Annotated in this window: 12 protein-coding genes; 8 read left to right on the top strand and 4 right to left on the bottom strand. The window is 32.2% G+C overall.

Translation table 11 applies throughout. The features are described 5' to 3' along the window. Nucleotide 1: 1 nt before the first annotated feature. Entirely contained in the window at nt 2–1222 is a 1221-nt protein-coding gene (locus NEF87_RS02755; protein WP_457918536.1) for a DegT/DnrJ/EryC1/StrS family aminotransferase, read from the bottom strand. A 596-nt stretch (nt 1223–1818) separates the two neighbouring features. On the opposite strand from NEF87_RS02755, the gene NEF87_RS02750 reads away from it, so the two are divergent. From NEF87_RS02750 to NEF87_RS02715, 8 genes are all read left to right on the top strand, one after another. Next, the gene (locus NEF87_RS02750) at nt 1819–2586 is read left to right on the top strand and encodes a uracil-DNA glycosylase family protein (RefSeq protein WP_457918535.1); all 768 of its coding nucleotides are present in this window, start codon (nt 1819–1821) and stop codon (nt 2584–2586) included. A 413-nt stretch (nt 2587–2999) separates the two neighbouring features. Beyond that, nucleotides 3000–4451 carry an extracellular solute-binding protein gene (locus NEF87_RS02745; protein ID WP_457918534.1) on the top strand — a complete coding sequence of 484 codons (1452 nt, stop codon included), beginning with the start codon at nt 3000–3002 and terminating at the stop codon, nt 4449–4451. A gap of 43 nt (nt 4452–4494) precedes the next feature. Next, nucleotides 4495–6597, top strand: a complete 2103-nt coding sequence (locus tag NEF87_RS02740; protein WP_457918533.1) for an ABC transporter permease — start codon at nt 4495–4497, stop codon at nt 6595–6597. A 19-nt stretch (nt 6598–6616) separates the two neighbouring features. Then, nucleotides 6617–7723: an ABC transporter ATP-binding protein gene (locus tag NEF87_RS02735; RefSeq protein ID WP_457918532.1), complete on the top strand. Its 1107-nt coding sequence runs from the start codon at nt 6617–6619 to the stop codon at nt 7721–7723. Nucleotides 7724–7757: 34 nt separating this feature from the next. Next, complete coding sequence (locus NEF87_RS02730) at nt 7758–10919, top strand: beta-phosphoglucomutase family hydrolase (protein WP_457918531.1); 3162 nt, start codon at nt 7758–7760, stop codon at nt 10917–10919. Further along, complete coding sequence (locus tag NEF87_RS02725) at nt 10909–11547, top strand: uridine kinase (protein ID WP_457918530.1); 639 nt, start codon at nt 10909–10911, stop codon at nt 11545–11547. The genes NEF87_RS02730 and NEF87_RS02725 overlap by 11 nt, the downstream gene beginning before the upstream one ends. Nucleotides 11548–11631: 84 nt before the next feature. After that, complete coding sequence (locus tag NEF87_RS02720; RefSeq protein ID WP_457918529.1) at nt 11632–12555, top strand: hypothetical protein; 924 nt, start codon at nt 11632–11634, stop codon at nt 12553–12555. 212 nt (nt 12556–12767) lie between these two features. Then, complete coding sequence (locus NEF87_RS02715) at nt 12768–13499, top strand: DUF4386 family protein (protein WP_457918528.1); 732 nt, start codon at nt 12768–12770, stop codon at nt 13497–13499. 187 nt (nt 13500–13686) lie between these two features. On the opposite strand, the gene NEF87_RS02710 is transcribed toward NEF87_RS02715, so the two are convergent. From NEF87_RS02710 to NEF87_RS02700, 3 genes are read right to left on the bottom strand one after another with little or no spacing between them, the layout of a single operon-like run. Further along, on the bottom strand, nt 13687–14580 hold the full coding sequence (locus tag NEF87_RS02710; protein WP_457918527.1) for an ABC transporter permease: 894 nt from the start codon (nt 14578–14580) through the stop codon (nt 13687–13689). Nucleotides 14581–14593: 13 nt separating this feature from the next. Continuing rightward, nucleotides 14594–15634: an ABC transporter ATP-binding protein gene (locus tag NEF87_RS02705; RefSeq protein ID WP_457918526.1), complete on the bottom strand. Its 1041-nt coding sequence runs from the start codon at nt 15632–15634 to the stop codon at nt 14594–14596. Between the two features lie 56 nt (nt 15635–15690). Then, nucleotides 15691–15870 carry a hypothetical protein gene (locus tag NEF87_RS02700; protein ID WP_457918525.1) on the bottom strand — a complete coding sequence of 60 codons (180 nt, stop codon included), beginning with the start codon at nt 15868–15870 and terminating at the stop codon, nt 15691–15693. Between the last annotated feature and the right edge of the window lie 32 nt (nt 15871–15902).

Below are 15902 nucleotides of genomic sequence, written 5' to 3'. Positions count from 1 at the left end.
TTTATTCTTTATCATCTTTTGAGAATTTTTTTTGAATGATTTTTATTTGCTCTATTATATAATCCAATGCTTCTTGATTGGATAGTAAAACCCGGTGATCTAATTGAAATGCATTCCGATGCAGCTTTTCAACAACTGGAAAATTTTGCGGGTGAGGGTTATCTTTTCCCCAATTGGCTTGGCTATAATCGATGTTTGGGAGAAGATTCATATTTTCAAAGAGGTCTAATTTGTGCAAGGGTGGATAACAAGCATCGGTGGGAATTCCTCGTTCTTCTAATTCTTTATATATTACTTGATAATCAATACCTCCAAAATGATCTGGATCGAAAAATACCGGATAGACATAATTAGCACATCCTGTGACTGCTTTTTTCCGTTTTTGGGGTGAAATCCCGGGTATTTCTTTAAGCTTAATATTTAAATATTGAGCATTTTTATTTCGGAGGCGAAATTGAGCGGGATATTTTTTCAATTGTGTGCGTAATAATGCGGCATTCATTTCTCCTAAGCGAAAATCAGAACCGTAAGCAAAATGATCATAAAACCATCTCCCAGGCAATCTCCCACTATCCAAAACTTGGTAGATTTTCAAAGCAAGTTCATCATCATTGCAAATAATAGCACCACCTTCTCCCGCATTTATGACTTTTGATGCTTGGAACGAGAAGGTTCCACAATCTCCCCAAGTCCCTACCATTTTATTTTGTAGAGAACTTCCATGGGCATGCGCGCAATCTTCAATAATCTTTAAATCATGAGTTTTCGCTATTTTTAAAAGAGCTTCCATATCACAAGGCATTCCCCCCAAATGGACACAAACAATGGCTTTTGTTCGGGGTGTGATTAAATCTTCGATTTTCGTGGGTTCTATTAAAAATGTGTCAGAATTTACATCACAAAAAATTGGGACTGCTCCAACAGATACAATTGCTGATGCGCTCGCCACAAATGTCCAATCCGACACAATCACTTCATCCCCTCGACCAATTCCTAAAGCCATCAAACATATTTCAATTGCATGGGTTCCATTTGTACAAGCAAAAGCATGTTTTACTTGGTGAAATTGAGCAAATTCTGTCTGAAATTTCCAAACATTTTCTCCTTCATGGGCATTGGGCGCACCACACCACCAATTTCCGGATTTAATGACTTCTGAGACAAGTTCAATATCCTCCTCATCCCATATTGGCCATTTTACAAAGATTGGAACTTTCTTCATAATTGAAGTTAGTTGATTTTTCTTTAGAAGTTATCGAAGTATATAAAAAAAATTTATGAAAAAAACGGATCTGAATCATAACACTTTTTTTTAATTTATTCCTTTTTCTTTTATGCTTTGAACCAAATAGGGTATCTATTTTTAATATCAAATATATTTCACCCCAATATTGTACATTATCTAAGAAAGTGGTCTGTAATCTTGAGAAATAAACGATTTTTAGTCAAAATGTTCTATGCCAACTTCATGAAATGGCTCCCCATAATCGATCCAAACAATTATTGATTTTTGTCTTAATTCCTACTCTTTGTACAGGAGTTTAAGGATTGTTTGGTCCAGTATATGGAGGAGATAGATTGTGGTGCAACTTCAGAATTTCAAATATTGCCATGGAATATTGTATGTGTTTCATTTTTCGATATTTCTTAAGAAAAGATTTAGTTTGACAAAAAACTCACATTTTTTTATAAACTTGACAAAAAACTCACATTTTTTTATAAACTTGACAAAAAACTCACATTTTTTTAATTTTGAAAAATAGGTTTTTTATTAGATAAACAAATTACTATATTACTTTAATTACGGTGAAATATATTTTGGTAACTTCAAATTCTTTTCAAGTTGAATCAAAGATGTTAGATTTATATTCTGAAATCATTAGATGTTGTAGTGATGAATGTAATGAACATGGCGCTGTAAATGATCCAAATGGAAATAAATGTTTTATTCCGAGGTCATTTTATTGGAAAACATCACTACCAAAAAAATTTCTAATTATTGCTACCAACCCTGGAAAACTTACTGAAGAAGAAACAAAGGAATATAGTAAGATTCATAGATCCAATGATAGGATTACAATAGAAGAAAGCAAAGAATTTGTTAGGAAACATCTCGATATTGCCGGATCGATGTTTAGAAATGCAATAGATTATGATGAAAATCGGAGAAAATTATCCTTTCATCGTGATCTTCTTGAAGCAATTTCCAAAGTACTTTCTATTGAACGATATCAAGTATTTGACTATGTTAATTATACTAACCTAGTGAAATGTCAAACTATTAGAAATTTTACTTACTTAAAAAAATCAAAGGCGAAAGATTTCTTAGTTAAACAATGTTATCACCAACACTTGAAACGCGAAATTGATTTTTTAAAACCAGATCTTATTTTGGCCTATGGAGAGGAAGTCTATAACAATCTACCTTTACGCTCTCTGATACCGACAAAAATTTTTGTATTACCTCGAATATGGTCAGGTGCAACAGATGATCAAAGACGTGAATGGCGTAATATGTTAGATGTCGTTCATAATAATATCAAAGAGATTGTGAAGTCAATCAAGGATAGAATGAAACATGGATAATTCTGAATAACATATTTTTTTTTTTTTTAATTCTTGAATTATTTTTATTAATGCTTTTCGATTTTTTAAAAAATTAATGAGATTGATCTTCAGAAAAAAATCTGATGTTAAATTTCTTACAGTTTTTCTTATTTTGAGAAGTTTTTATCCATTTATTGAGACATATTTTTAATAAAAATCTATCATATTTTGAAATAAAAAACATATGTGTCCACCTTAACCCATTACAGTATTAGTATTTCCAGTACAATTCTGTGGCAGCCAAATACGAATGTTTATATACTAATCTGATAGAATATTATTGCCAGTATAAATTTTGCTTGTCAAAACTTTCAGATATGTAGTAATAATGATGTATGTATAAAATACGACAAGAAATTTGTAATTGGTACAAAAATGTAGGTAGTGATAAAATGAAAACAAAAAATGGATTTGTATCTATTACTCTTTTAGGTATGATGGTTTTTACTCTCGGCTTGGGAATAATTCAGCCTGTTAAAGCTCAAGGTGTAACTTTAAAAATCATAGTAACAGACCAACAAGCACCAGGAGTGGAAGCTGTTATTGATGAATTTTTGGCTGATACACTTGGAACCGGCGTGGATGCAGTCGAAGTTATTTCTTCTGGAACCCGTGCTGACGATCAGCTTGTTTATCTTACGACTCAGATGGCTGCAGGGAGTTCTGAATTCGATGTTGTTGGGCTTGATACGGTTTGGACAGCTCAATTTGCTGAAAATGGGTGGATTGATGAGCTTACTCTTGAATCAGGGGAATTTGATGATTATTTTAGCGGGATGGTCGATTCTAGCATGTATAATGGCAAGGCATATGCATATCCATACTTCTTGAATTTAGGTGTACTTTTCTATCGAGCAGATATTTTAGCTAGAAATGGATACGATTCTGTAGATGATTTCGATACTTGGGATGAATTCAAAGCCGCAGCAAATACAATTCTTGCAAACGCAACAGAACAAGCCTTAGATCCCGATTTAGTTGGCTTCGTCGGACAATTTGATGCATATGAAGGTGGGGTTTGTAATTTCATTGAATGGATGGGGAGTGCTGGTCAAACAAGTATATTTGATTCAGATGGAGAAGTTGATTTGAATAACACAGATGTTCAATCTGCCATGACATTTTTGAATGGTTTGATCGCTCCTAGATATACTGGTGTTCAAGGTACAGATTACATTGTTCCTCGAGAAGGGTTAACTCATGATGAAGGTTCTTCTGTTGGAAAATGGACGGCTGGAGAAGCTATTTTTATGCGACAATGGCCATTTGCTTATGGAAATTCAAAAGCTGAAGCAGGACTTAATGCTACAGATGGTTCTGGTAATTATGTCCAGTTTGGCGTAACTGCAATGCCAACTAAAACAGGTGGAGATTCTGAAAAATCGGCTGTAGTGGGTGGTGCTGTTTTAGCCATTCCAACGAGTGGAACTCAAAAAACTGAAGCTATGAATTTAATACGATTCTTAGGCGATGAAGTTGCTCAACTTGCCGAATTGACTGAATGCTCTAATTTTCCTGCATTGAAATCTGCTTTTGATAACTTACCTGCTGGATATGAGTGGGTAGCAGAATTCGAATCCGCTGCTGAACGTACACTTGCTCGACCTGTACATCCTAAATATGCTACTTTTTCAGTAGAAATTGCGGATTATTTTAATGATATATTAGGTGGTGTAAAATCAGTTAATGAAGGTCTAGGAAAGATGGAATCTGCAATTACTGAAATAATCAGTGGTAAAATAGAAATTCCTGGAAATGGTATTCCGGGTTATTCTATAGGCTTTTTAGTTGTTGCTTTGAGTCTAACCGTAAGTATTATTTTAGTTAGAAAGAGACGAACTTAAAATTTTTACACTTTTTTTTTATTGAATCGAACAGGGTGAAATAATGGAAGAATCTAAAAAAATATATAACACAGTATCAAGACCGAATCCAGATGAAAATTTATCGCTGGGTAAGAAAAATAAGAAGGAACTTAATAAATCAGAAAAAAGATTTGCATATAAGATATTAATTCCAGCGGTATTAGTTTTTCTTTTTGGAATTTTCTTCCCACTAATAATAGGTATTTTGATTAGTTTTACAAATAGTTCTGCTTCAAATGGTTTTTTCGGTGATAAAATCACTTTAATTAATTATTATGAATTATTATTTCATGGAGGGATAAATGCCAATCATTTTTGGCAATATACCTACCAAACACTTTTCTTTGCGATCGTTGCTGTGACTTTAGAATTATTACTTGGTTTAATTTTTGCTTTACTATTGAATAAAGAGTTTAAAGGTCGAGGCTTAGCTAGAGCAACACTTTTAATACCATGGGCGTTGCCAACTGTTGCTTCAGCAACTATTTTTCGATATGAAATACTTGCACCATCAGGTGATTATGGTTTGTTTAATTCTTTAATTCAAGGATTAGGTGGAAATGGAATTGCTTTTTTTGGTGCTGATGTATCAATTCTATTTGATTTACCATGTTTGATTCCATTTTCTCCTGGATTCATGATGGTACCCATTTCAACAACAATGTTATCTTCAATTCTAATTGATGTATGGAAGACTACTCCATTCTTCAGTTTACTAATTCTAGCTGCCTTACAGGTTGTTTCTGAAGATTTATATGGTGCTGCAGATATCGCTGGAGCAACTCCTTGGCAAAAATTTTCAAAGATTACTTGGCCAATTATTAGACCTGGTGTTGCTACTGCATTAGTATTTCGTGTTATGGATGCAATTCGTGTATATGATGCGATTGTAATATTTAGGGATGATACTGTATATTCAATGACATATCAATCAGTAAATTTTTGGTCTAGATCTCAAGAATTTGGAAAGGCCTCCACAGTTGCAATGTTAGAATTTCTTATCATTATTATATTCGCGGTTTTCATTTTTAAGATATTGTCTGTAGATCGAACCTCAAAATCTCCCAAAACCAAATTATCTTCGATTTCTCTAATGAGAAAATCCAAAGAAGGACCTTCTCTCACTGATGAAATTCTGGATAATAATGAAAATAATAACGACGATAATGAGAACTCAATCCATGATGGTGATAAGACAACATTTCTTTTGAGGAAAATTTCAAATAAAGAAATTCAATGGTTTCGAAGAAAACGTGTAATTAAAAAGATAGGATTAGTTATCTCTGTATTTTTAATGTGTCTATTCTGTGCTTTCCCATTTATTTGGATTGTTTTAAGAGCTTTTCGTAATCCATACATTGCTCAAGATAGTTTTGAAATTCTGCCCAAATTTCCATCCATAGATGCATTCAAGGTAGTATTTCAAAATTCAGAATTTTTTGGAGCAACCTTTGATAGAGCGCTAATTAATGGATTTATTTTATCTGGTTTAACTGCCCTAGTTGTTTTAATTGTAGGTTCTTTAACTGGCTATGCATTAGCGAAATTTGACTTCAAATTTAAAAAAATAACATCGCTGATTATCTTTACAATGACTAGTTTGCCACCTTTAGTAATCATTATTCCATATTTTATTCAAACAAAAGTCATTTCAAACATATTTCCATTTCTGGATCTAACAGATAGTCTTTTTGGGTTAATTTTACCATATGCTGCATTCAATCTTCCACTCGCAACTTTTGTTTTGAGATCTTTCTTTGAGGAGATTCCAGAAGATTTATGGAAAGCAGCACGTGTTGATGGTGCTTCAAATTTTCAAGTATTTCGAAAAGTGATAATGCCCTTAACAGTTCCAGGTTTATTTACATGTTTTATTTTAGTTTTCATTGCTGCTTGGAATGAACTATTGTTTGCTCAAATCTGGTTAATATCGGATGATAATCATACAATTCCTCGGGCAATTTTGCGTTTTGTTCAAAACCCTGCAAGTTTGTCTGCAAATTGGGATACTGATATTGCCTTAATGGCTGCAACTTCGATTGCTACAGTACCGCTGGTCATTATTGTTCTAATTTTTCAAAAACACATTATCAAAGGAATTACTAGTGGAGCGGTAAAAGGATAATTAAAAATTGGTGAAAAAAATGGTAAATATAGAATTGAAAAAAGTAAATAAGATATTTAAGCCAGATGTTCATGTACTAAAAGGAATAGATTTGACTATAAGAGATAAAGAATTTATGGTTCTTGTTGGTCCATCTGGTTGTGGAAAATCTACGTGTCTAAATATTATTGCTGGGCTTGAATATGTAACTGATGGAAATATTTTTTTTGGTGATGTAGATGTTTCTGAGTTACCTCCAAAGGAACGAAACCTTGCTATGGTATTTCAGAGCTATGCGCTTTATCCTCATATGAATGTTCGCGAAAATATGAGTTTTGCTTTGAAGCTTGCAAAAGTGGATAAAGAAATCATCAATCGAAATGTCGTGAAAGCTGCAAAAATTTTGGAGATTGAATCTTTATTAGATCGAAAACCGAAAGAATTAAGTGGTGGTCAAAGGCAAAGAGTTGCATTAGGAAGGTGTATTGTAAGAGATCCAACAGTTTTTCTTTTTGATGAACCATTAAGTAATTTAGATGCAAAACTTCGAACTCAAATGCGTGGTGAAATTATCAAACTTCAAAAGCAGCTTCAAACTACCTTGATTTATGTAACTCATGATCAAGTTGAAGCCATGTCCATGGCTGATAGGATAACCATTTTGAATGGGGGGTATATACAACAAGTAGGAACTCCATCTGAAGTATATAATACTCCTCGAAATATATTTGTTGCAGGATTCATTGGCGCTCCATCTATGAATTTCATGAGATGTGAATTGCAAGGTTCCAATCTCGTTTTTGGGCAGAATCAATATTCAATTAATTCAAGTATTGTAGAAAAAATTAAAACTGCCAATTCGACAGATTTGATACTAGGAATAAGACCAGAACATATTCAAATTACTCCAGACAAACGACAAGATGCTTTTAAGGTCAAAATAGATGTGGTTGAATATTTAGGTGCGAATACAATAATAGAGTTCGAGTTTAAAGGCAAATTTGCATCTTTAGCTGTCGCTAATGGGTTTTATAGTGCAAAAATGGGAGATCATGCATATGTGAGTTTCCCAAATGAGAAAATTCATGTATTTGATGCAAAATCGGAATTAAATCTAATACATAAAAATCCGATTCAACAACTTTAAATTTTTTTTACAAGCAAAACAAAATAGCAGGTTTATGAACATAATGATTTGCAAGGCAGTAATTTTTGATTTGGATGGTGTAATAACAAACACCGCCCAGCTTCATAGTTTGGCTTGGAAGAACATGTTTAATAGTTATCTAAAACAACGTTCTAACTTATTAGGTGAAAATTTTAAAGAATTTACCCATGAGAGTGATTATTTACTATATGTAGATGGGAAACCTCGTTATAAAGGAGTAGAATCCTTTCTTCTATCTCGAAATATTAGTCTCGAATATGGAAGTCAAGACGATTCACCCGATGTGATATCAATTTGTGGATTAGGTAATAAAAAAAACCAGATACTAGAAAATTTAATTAAAACACAAGGAGTAGAAGTTTTTACATCATCCTTGGAAATAATTAAAGATTTAAAGAAAAAATCCATTAAGTTGGGTGTTGCTTCCTCGAGTAAAAATTGTCGATTAGTTTTAGAATCGGTTGGAATTATCCAGCTATTTGAGACTATTGTTGATGGAAATTCCTTACAAAAATTAGAGTTGAGAGGAAAACCTCAACCAGACATTTTCCACAAGGCTGCAGACAATCTTGGAGTTCCATATGATCTTACCGTAATAGTTGAAGATGCAATATCAGGAGTTCAAGCAGGAAGAGATGGTAATTTTGGTCTAATAATTGGTGTTGCCCGTGAAAATAATCAAAATGAATTGAAAATAAATGGTGCAGATATTGTAGTAGAAGATCTACGAGATATTTCATTTGAAAGAATTAAAAATTGGTTTAGTTTTGAATTAAATGAATCTCAATGGAAAATTGAATATAATCACTATGCTCCTGAACTAGAAATGATGAGAGAATCCCTTTGTACAATTGGAAATGGTGTAATCTGCACTCGTGGCACTTTTGAAGAGGTAAACGCAACAATAAATAATTATCCTGGAACCTATATTGCAGGAGTATATAACCGAACTGAATCTAATGTTAAAAATAAAATAATATCAAATTTAGACTTAGTAAATTGTCCAAATTGGCTTCCCCTTAAATTTAAGATAAATTCTGGTGAATGGTTCGATCCTACTTCTTGGAAAATTCTACAATTTAAACGCTCCTTGAATTTAAAAAGAGGTGTGCTAAATCGATTTATCGTTGTTGAAGATTTGAATAAAAATAGAACTAAAATTGTTTCTAAACGTATTATTAGCATGAAAAATCCTAATTATGGGGCAATTCAATATGGAATTACTTCTTTGAATTATTCTGGCAAAATTACATTTCAAACTTCTATTGATAGTTCTATTGAAAATAAGGGTGTAAAGCGATATAACGGTTTGAATTCAAAGCATTTGAAGACAGTATTTCTATATTCCAAGGGTGATATTATCTCGAATGTGTCTTCAACAATTCAATCAAATATTCACATTTTAGTTTCAGCAAAAATTATGCTATCAAAAAATGAAGATAAATGTTTCCCATTAATTGGTTTAACTAAAGAAAAAACTTGTGTTAAGGCAACCTTATCCGAAAATATTAGCCAATATGATTCAATCAGCTTGGAAAAAATTGTATATATTTGTAAATTTTATAATAAAAATGAAATTCAAAAAAAAATTGACGATTCTACTTCCAAACTATCAAAAATTGATGCTTTTGATGATATTGCTAAGAGTAGCTATGAAGAATGGAAAAAAATTTGGAATAAAGTTGATGTCAAAATAGTAGGTGATCGATATGTACAGAAATTAATTCGAATTAATTTATATCACCTTATAATAAGTGGTTCTCCTCTCAGTGTAGAGTCAAATCTTAGTATTCCTGCTCGTGGATTACATGGTGAATCCTATCGTGGACATTTCTTTTGGGATGAATTATTTTTTTTTCCATTTTATAATCTTCATTATCCAGAAATCGCACAAAGCATCCTTATTTACCGAACTGATAGATTAGATCAAGCAAGAAAAAATGCAAAAGAACAAGGGTATAGTGGGGCATTATATCCATGGCAAAGTGGTTTAGATGGCAGAGAAGAAACACAAAAGATGCACTTAAATCCATTGACAGGTATTTGGAGCGAAGACCATAGTATTAAACAACGTCATGTGAATTTATCAATTGCTTATAACATTTTGAATTATTTCCATGTATCTAAGGACTATCAATTTTTCTTTGAAAAAGGTTTGATTACTATATTAGAAATATGTAGATTTTGGGCATCAATCTCACATTTAAGTTCAAAAACTGGACGATATTCTATAAAGGATGTAATGGGTCCAGATGAATTCCATGAACATTATCCTGATAAGCCAGATCGTGGAATCAATAACAATTCTTATACCAATATATTGGTTTCTTGGCTTTTGAAGAAAACTCTCTTAATTTTATCAGAATTGCCGAAATTGGATAAATTATCATTATTCAAATCTATAGGATTAACTGAAAAAGAATTGAACCTTTGGGATAGAATTAGCACAAACCTTTTTATTGAAATTACTGACGATGGGATAATTTCTCAGTTTGAAGGATTTTTAAATCTAGTAGAACTAAATTTGGATGAATATCGGAAAAAATATGAATGCATTAATCGACTTGACCGAATTCTCAAATCTGAAAATTTGGATGTCAATAGTTTTCAAGCTATCAAACAAGCGGATTTACTTATGATCTTTTATATGTTACCCAAATGTGAAGTTGAATCTATCTTATCTAATAATGGCTATAGAATTCCGAATGTGTTTTTGGAAACAAATTTTGACTATTATTACAAAAGAACATCACATGGTTCTACCTTAAGTTATCTAGTACATTCTCATGTTTTAAATCTGCTGGGACGATATAAAGAATCATTCGATTTTTTTTTAAAAACACTATCATGTGATTATTCTGATATTCAGAATGGAACAACTGGAGAAGGAATTCATACTGGAGTTATGGGTGGTTCTTATTGTATGATATTGTTTGGTTATGCAGGTGTGAATTTGTTCTCGGATTTTTTAGAAATTGACCCTCGATTACCTGCACATTGGCGATGCTTGAATTTTTCATTCAACTTGAAAGGTTGTCGTTATTCCTTCGAACTCTCAAATTTAAATGTCAGAATTAAATTTTCAAGTGACTCAGTAATAGAACAAGCAATCCGAGTTAGGGGTAAAGAATATTTTTTAATTAATGAACAATGGAGTGAAATACATGTTAGGTGATGTTCTACTAATCGAGGAAAAACATAAAAATGTTGCCCATGAGATAGTTCAAAAATATCTTAAAACAAGAAGGGAAAAATTAATTATCACAATCGGTGGAGAATCTGGTTCTGGAAAGAGTGAAGTCGCTCACATGGTAGGTAGATATTTAAAGAAAGAAGGAATTCTTACAAAAATTCTCCACACCGATAACTACTATCGAATTCCTCCTAATAATCGATTAGAATGGAGGAAAAAGGAAGGAATTTCTGCAATTAATTTTACGGAATATGATTGGGATTTAATTATAAAAAATATTTTAGATTTTAAATCAGATAAAGTTGGGAATTTACCATGTGTCGATTTAATTAATGATCGCGTAGATACACTTATTACAGATTTTAGCGGTATTTCTGTATTAATTTTGGAAGGATTGTATTCTCTACATTTTACCGGTGATTTTAATATTTATATTGATTTAACTTATCATGAGACAAAAAAAGCTCAGAGCATGAGAGGGAAGGAAATTTACGATGATTTTCGGATGAAAGTTTTAGAACGTGAACATAAAATAGTTAGTAAATTTCGTTCGGAAGCAAACTATATAATATCCAAGCAGTTCTCTCTTTTGTCTATTTCCGAAAAATAAACAGATATGGTTTTTTAGACTATAATATTTTATTAGAGATTTATGCCCATTAAAGAACTAATTTAAAGGAGAAAGAGTAGAAAATTGCTAAATTCAATGAATTTCATAGAAATAATCTGTCCTGATTGTGGTAAGGGTGCTATGGTAAAAATTCCAAATCATCTTTTTAAAAAAGGGACTTTGAATGCCATAAAAATTCATATCGAATCAGGAATATGCTGTAACCATCGATTTCTCGCATTTGTTTCAAACAAACATAAAGCAATTGGCTATGAAAAGCTTGATTCAGTTGTTTTAAACAAAACAAGAACACAAAAACACATTTTTTCTCTCAAAACAATTCTTGATAATTTCAACAATCAAATTGTTCTTCTATTCTTTAGAGCTTTGTTACTTTCTTGTCCTATCATTATAGTTAGTGAACAAGATCTTTCCGTCGAAATCAATGAATATAATTATTTTTTCAATTCATTGCTCCCTGAAAAACATTTGAATCCTTTCCTTTTCTCCTATTATTCCCGTGAGAATTTGAAGGAAAATATGAATGAAATTTCTCTAATATTAACAGATGATTTAAGTATTGAACAAATACCTTGGGCTTCAATACCTTTTGATATCGAAAAACAATTTTTCCTCGAAGGATTTCAAATCATGGATAGAGATGGCCAAATATACGTAATGAAAGTTAAGATCTCGACACTTTTTGACAAAGTTATTTATTTAATTGATAGTTTAAATAGAATTATAGAAATAGAAAGAAGATATAATCGAAAAATATACAAACTGGATGAAAATCAGAATGATCGAATTTTTTATGAAGATGAATGTGATAAAATAATAATTAAGAAATATGGGGAAAACATTACGAAATTGGAATTAGATTTGATTAGACTGATCGCGCTGAACAGATTTCATGCAAATATACAAAGGAATGATAATAATTCAAAAAAGGTGAAAAAAATAAAATTACCCCAAAAAAAAATAAAAAATTTATTTAAGAAGCTTTAAAAAGAAAATCAAGTCATATAACGAATGAATTAAGAAGAAAAGAAAATAAGGTTGAAAATGGATCATTAATTCTAAGCTTTCCCGCAATTTATAGGAACGAACTGCGAGAATCAAATTTCTGTTTTAGATAGTAAATTAGGTGCTCGCTATGAAAACACGAATATGTCAGTTTTTTTAAGTAAGATTACAAAGAAAAAAAAAGGTAAAAAAAAATGAGTTCTAATACCAATTCCCAGATTGTTGATGAAGATTGGAAGATTACTTGTAAAATTGCTTCAATCTCAGTATATTCTCAGCTATTATGTGCGATATTCATTATGATTTTTGCAATAGTTGTTGGAATCCTTCCTGAAACTATTGAAGAAGTCTTTGAAATGTTAGAAACCAATAGATTTGAGGCAATTTTACGATTAGATTTTCAAAGCTTGATTATCATATTACTAATGGCACCAGTATCATTTGGTATATATGCAGTTATGAAAAAAAAAGACCCCGCAATATCACTTTTCCTATTAATACTTATTCTAATGGGAGTTGTAATAGCCGTAACAAATAACGGGGCATTATCATTAATAGATTTGAGTGATAAGTACAACAATACTGTTGACGATATGATCAGAAGTAAATATATTGCCGCAGGGGAAGCTGTTCTTGCAATGAATGAATGGAATGGGACTGCTTGGTTAGTATCAGGAATTTTCCTGCAAGGTGGATTTCTATTATTTCATATTAGAATGCACAAGAATGAATTGTTTTCAAATTCGACTATCATTTTAGGAATTTTGGCAAACGGCCTTGATTTAATTCAACATTTACTGCATCTTTTCACACCTACTTTAAGTAGCTACATTATGATCGTAGCAGGCATATTTTATTTCGGCTGGTATATTTTTCTTGGAAAGGATCTCTATAGATATTCATTAGTAGAAAATAAAAAAGTATGATTTTTTGAAGTAGCCTTGTCAATAACTACAAATTTATTTGACAATCCAACTATTTCACTAAAAATTTTTTCATTATAACTGAATCGCGGTCCTTTATGATCTTTTTTTACATGGAAGTTTTTTGAATTTTTATCATTTTAAAAAAGAAGTGAGATGAATAGGTCACCTCAGAAAAAAACGATATCCTTTATTTTAACTCCCTTCTTCGAAAGAAAACAAAAGAGAAGAAAATAAATACTGCCGAATAAATTAACATTCCAAATAGCGCTCCTTGATGGCTTGGGGTAGACCAGAGAGTCATAGCAAAATCAGTATCTAATCCTGTTTCTTCTCCTGTAATTAACGGGATAGTGGAAACTCGTTCATCTTCAAGGGGCATATTGAAACATTGTGTGATTATTCGCGAATAGTAGGTCAATAAAAACAAAGGTTCCACCGTAGTAAAGAGTGAAAGGATCGATTCTATTATCGAAAAGAGAATTAAGAGGAATATTAAGGAGAAAACTACTACCATTGCTGTGCTTTTCATAAAAGAACTAAAAAACGTAATAAATGATAGTACTGCTAAAGTATATAACAATGCCCAACCCATACTTGCCCATAAGGAAGATGGAACAAATTGATAATGGTAGAGCGTTGCAAACGCGACTAATAAATAATAAAAGATCACTATTCCCCCATTCATAATGTAATTTGCAAGAAATCGTCCGAAAAACATTTTATTGCGGCTAATTTTTGGAAATAGGATGTTTCCGGTTTGTTTTTCAAAATCTATCACTAATAATGATCCTCCGTAGGCAGTCGCGCAGATTAAAATAATCATACTTATCATTCCAAGAAAATTGATAAAATATGGGTAAGGATCTTCCGACAATTCTTCCCCCCTTCTTAATGGAGCCTCTTCGATGATGAAGAACATTATGAACATCACCAATGCAACTCCAAGTAGAATTAGCGTTTTCTTAAAACTCCGGATGAATTCAAAAGTTCCAATATCATACACTTGTTGGACGCTGCGCTTCAATCCCAATCTTTTTTGTTGTTGTTCCAATGTCTTATGTGATTCAATTGTTGTGCTCATTTTTATTGACCTCCTAAAGTATTGACTCCACCTTCACCGCTTTTTTCTGAAATTGTTTGAAAGTTTTATCGCTTTCAGAAACATACTTTAAATATAAATCTTCCAATAACCCTGCTTTAGGAACACTATATTCAATAACTTTGATGCCAGCAGAAATCAGTTTATGGAGCATTTCATATTGTTTTTCTTGGGATCCATCGAATTGTAATTCAAATATTTTCTGATCCCTATTATAATAGATGGGGCCGCTTAGAAATTGGCCAACCGTTTCTTTCAGCTTTATAATCGTCTCCCCTGGATTCTCCCATCCAATCATTTCTAAATCAATGACACTGCGTTTTGCTTCTTCTTCCAAATTATCCAAAGAATCGCATGCCACGAGTATTCCATGGGAAATTATAGCGATTCGATCTGCGACTTCCGATACTTCATAGAGAAGATGACTTGAGAGAAACACCGTTTTATTTAAATTTTTTAATTTTAAAAGGAAATCTCGAACTTCGCGGCGTGCTTTTGGATCCAATCCCGTATGGGGTTCATCTAAGACAATAATTGCTGGATCGTGGACCACTGCAGAGACTATACCAATTTTTTGACGCATCCCTTTAGAAAATGTTCCTAATTTGTTATCGATCCATTGTCCCATTCCAATCATTTGCACCACCTCTTCTACGCGTTCATGAATTTTATTTCGCGGATATCCCTTTAATTTTGCAAAAAGGGTTAAAACTTGTCGGGGGGTATTATTCTCGTAAAACGCTGGATTTTCAATTAAAAATCCAATGTTATCTAAAAGATAATCCTGATTATATTTGGTCAATTTTTCCAGTTTGTGGTTATAATTAACCCATACTTCCCCTGAAGTAGGATTTAATAGATTTGCCATCATTTTCATAGCGGTAGATTTTCCGGCACCATTCGGTCCTAAAAATCCCAGAACTTCCCCTTGAAATATTTGTAGGGATAAATCATTTACTGCCGTAAAATGACCAAATTTCTTGGTGAGGTGTTTAAACTCGATTAAAACTTCCTTTTTCGATTCATTCTGATTCATGCTTATACTCAACTAAGATGTGGGAATAAAAAAATTTTGGTGTTGCATTAATTGTCTTAGAAAAATTTCAAGAGAATTAAAAAAACCAATTGTCCTGCAACAATAATTAGCAGAAAGGCTCGAAATAACTTCTTTTGTTTTTGCTTCTTTTGCATTTGCAAATCTTGCTCGGTCGTTGGTGTCGAGGAATCGACATAAGCTGATATATCTCCGATTGAGTGGGTTTTTGTTTTCATTTTAATTGCTCCATTTTTTTTTTCTGAAAAAA

It is taken from the genome of Candidatus Lokiarchaeum ossiferum, assembly GCA_025839675.1.
GTDB lineage: Archaea > Asgardarchaeota > Lokiarchaeia > Sigyniarchaeales > Promethearchaeaceae > Lokiarchaeum > Lokiarchaeum ossiferum.
The sequence above is the reverse complement of the archived record's forward strand: the minus strand, read 5'-3'. Positions and strand labels throughout refer to the sequence as shown.

What these genes read in the sequence shown, in the direction of transcription:
- NEF87_RS02740 (WP_457918533.1), top strand. Translation starts at nt 4,495, where the DNA reads ATGGAAGAATCTAAAAAAATATATAACACAGTATCAAGACCGAATCCA.
- NEF87_RS02735 (WP_457918532.1), top strand. Translation starts at nt 6,617, where the DNA reads ATGGTAAATATAGAATTGAAAAAAGTAAATAAGATATTTAAGCCAGAT.
- NEF87_RS02730 (WP_457918531.1), top strand. Translation starts at nt 7,758, where the DNA reads ATGAACATAATGATTTGCAAGGCAGTAATTTTTGATTTGGATGGTGTA.
- NEF87_RS02715 (WP_457918528.1), top strand. Translation starts at nt 12,768, where the DNA reads ATGAGTTCTAATACCAATTCCCAGATTGTTGATGAAGATTGGAAGATT.
- NEF87_RS02700 (WP_457918525.1), bottom strand. Translation starts at nt 15,870, where the DNA reads ATGAAAACAAAAACCCACTCAATCGGAGATATATCAGCTTATGTCGAT.
- NEF87_RS02725 (WP_457918530.1), top strand. Translation starts at nt 10,909, where the DNA reads ATGTTAGGTGATGTTCTACTAATCGAGGAAAAACATAAAAATGTTGCC.
- NEF87_RS02705 (WP_457918526.1), bottom strand. Translation starts at nt 15,634, where the DNA reads ATGAATCAGAATGAATCGAAAAAGGAAGTTTTAATCGAGTTTAAACAC.
- NEF87_RS02745 (WP_457918534.1), top strand. Translation starts at nt 3,000, where the DNA reads ATGAAAACAAAAAATGGATTTGTATCTATTACTCTTTTAGGTATGATG.
- NEF87_RS02755 (WP_457918536.1), bottom strand. Translation starts at nt 1,222, where the DNA reads ATGAAGAAAGTTCCAATCTTTGTAAAATGGCCAATATGGGATGAGGAG.
- NEF87_RS02710 (WP_457918527.1), bottom strand. Translation starts at nt 14,580, where the DNA reads ATGAGCACAACAATTGAATCACATAAGACATTGGAACAACAACAAAAA.